This window comes from Thermocrispum agreste DSM 44070, assembly GCF_000427905.1.
Taxonomy (GTDB): domain Bacteria; phylum Actinomycetota; class Actinomycetes; order Mycobacteriales; family Pseudonocardiaceae; genus Thermocrispum; species Thermocrispum agreste.
Map to the genome: position 1 here is coordinate 455,001 of NZ_ATYX01000006.1, position 2,558 is coordinate 457,558.

Sequence of the window (2,558 nt, forward strand, 5' to 3'; positions counted from 1 at the left end):
GGCCAATCAAACTCCGTGATAGCTGGTTCTCCCCGAAATGCATTTTGGTGCAGCGTCGTGTGTTTCACCCTGGGGGTAGAGCTACTGGATGGCCTAGGGGCCTTACCAGGTTACCGAAGTCAACCAAACTCCGAATACCAGGGTGTGAGAGCGCGGCAGTGAGACGGCGGGGGATAAGCTTCGTCGTCGAGAGGGAAACAGCCCAGAACACCAGCTAAGGCCCCTAAGTGTGTGCTGAGTGGGAAAGGATGTGGGATTGCCGAGACAACCAGGAGGTTGGCTTAGAAGCAGCCATCCTTGAAAGAGTGCGTAATAGCTCACTGGTCAAGTGGTCCTGCGCCGACAATGTAGCGGGGCTAAGCACACCGCCGAAGCTGTGTCACTCACACGTGAGATCCGCCATGCCTCTTCGGGGGTGTGGTGCAGTCGTGTGGGTGGGTAGGGGAGCGTCGATCATCCGGTGAAGTGCCGGCGGAAGCCAGGTGTGGAGGGTGGTCGAGTGAGAATGCAGGCATGAGTAGCGAAAGCAGAGTGAGAAACTCTGCCGCCGGATGACCAAGGGTTCCTGGGCCAGGCTAATCCGCCCAGGGTAAGTCGGGACCTAAGGCGAGGCCGTCAGGCGTAGTCGATGGACAACGGGTTGATATTCCCGTACCCGCGTGTGCGCGTCCCTGGCGAGGCAGGTGATACTAACCACCCGAAGCCTCTTCTCCTGCACTTTGTGTGGGGGTTGTGGGTGGAGCGTGGGACCTGAGCCTGTAGTAGCCAAGCGATGGGGTGACGCAGGAAGGTAGCTCCGCCAGTGAGTGGTAGTACTGGTGTAAGCGTGTAGGGCGAGTCGTAGGCAAATCCGCGGCTCATGAAGCCTGAGGCGTGACGCGTAGCCGATTGAGGCGAAGCAGAGTGATCCTATGCTGCCGAGAAAAGCCTCTAGCGAGTGCGCACGCGGCCCGTACCCCAAACCGACACAGGTGGTCAGGTAGAGAATACCGAGGCGATCGGGCGAACTGTGGTTAAGGAACTCGGCAAAATGCCCCCGTAACTTCGGGAGAAGGGGGGCCACTGTTCTTGAAGCCCCGTGCGGGCTAGGGGATGGTGGCCGCAGAGACCAGCGAGAAGCGACTGTTTACTAAAAACACAGGTCCATGCGAAGTCGCAAGACGATGTATATGGACTGACGCCTGCCCGGTGCTGGAACGTTAAGAGGACCGGTTAGCCTGCCCCTTGTGGGTGGGCGAAGCTGAGAATTTAAGCGCCAGTAAACGGCGGTGGTAACTATAACCATCCTAAGGTAGCGAAATTCCTTGTCGGGTAAGTTCCGACCTGCACGAATGGCGTAACGACTTCTCGGCTGTCTCAACCACAGGCCCGGCGAAATTGCACTACGAGTAAAGATGCTCGTTACGCGCGGCAGGACGGAAAGACCCCGGGACCTTTACTACAGCTTGGTATTGGTTTTCGGTTCGGCTTGTGTAGGATAGGTGGGAGACTGGGAAGCGGTCACGCCAGTGATCGTGGAGTCGCCGTTGAAATACCACTCTGGCCGGATTGGGAATCTAACCTCGGACCATGATCTGGTTCAGGGACAGTGCCTGGTGGGTAGTTTAACTGGGGCGGTTGCCTCCTAAAAGGTAACGGAGGCGCCCAAAGGTTCCCTCAGCCTGGTTGGCAATCAGGTGTCGAGTGTAAGTGCACAAGGGAGCTTGACTGTGAGACCGACAGGTCGAGCAGGGACGAAAGTCGGGACTAGTGATCCGGCATCTCCTGGTGGAAGGGGTGTCGCTCAACGGATAAAAGGTACCCCGGGGATAACAGGCTGATCTTGCCCAAGAGTCCATATCGACGGCATGGTTTGGCACCTCGATGTCGGCTCGTCGCATCCTGGGGCCGGAGCAGGTCCCAAGGGTTGGGCTGTTCGCCCATTAAAGCGGCACGCGAGCTGGGTTTAGAACGTCGTGAGACAGTTCGGTCCCTATCCGCCGCGCGCGCAGGAAACTTGAGGAAGGCTGTCCCTAGTACGAGAGGACCGGGACGGACGAACCTCTGGTATGCCAGTTGTCCCGCCAGGGGCACGGCTGGTTAGCCACGTTCGGTTGGGATAACCGCTGAAAGCATCTAAGCGGGAAGCCCGTTCCAAGATGAGGTTTCCACGCCACATCATGTGGTGAGAGGCCCCCTACAGACGATGGGGTTGATAGGCCAGAAATGGAAGCCCAGTAATGGGTGGAGTTGACTGGTACTAATCGGCCGATAACTTGACCACAAAGACGCTACGCATCCACTCTGCAACTCTGAAACACCACCACCAGCAACACCCGCCCGGGGTGGTTGTTTCACAGAGTTACGGTGGTCATAGCGGCAGGGAAACGCCCGGTCCCATTCCGAACCCGGAAGCTAAGCCTGCCAGCGCCGATGGTACTGCACCCGCCAGGGTGCGGGAGAGTAGGACACCGCCGGACACCCACACAACCACATCCTTCGGGATGCCAAAAAAAAAGGGGGGGTCGGGAGTTCAGCTGAATCCCGACCCCCCCCTTTTTTTCTTTTTTCTATGGGGG

At 58.1% G+C, this 2,558-nt stretch carries 2 rRNA genes (1 of these 2 only partly in view); both read left to right on the forward strand.

The features are described from left to right. Positions 1–2,263 (forward strand): 23S ribosomal RNA (locus YWY_RS0104310); it begins 874 nt to the left of the window's first position. Between the two features lie 79 nt (positions 2,264–2,342). Continuing rightward, positions 2,343–2,459 (forward strand): 5S ribosomal RNA (gene rrf, locus YWY_RS0104315). Positions 2,460–2,558 lie beyond the last annotated feature (99 nt).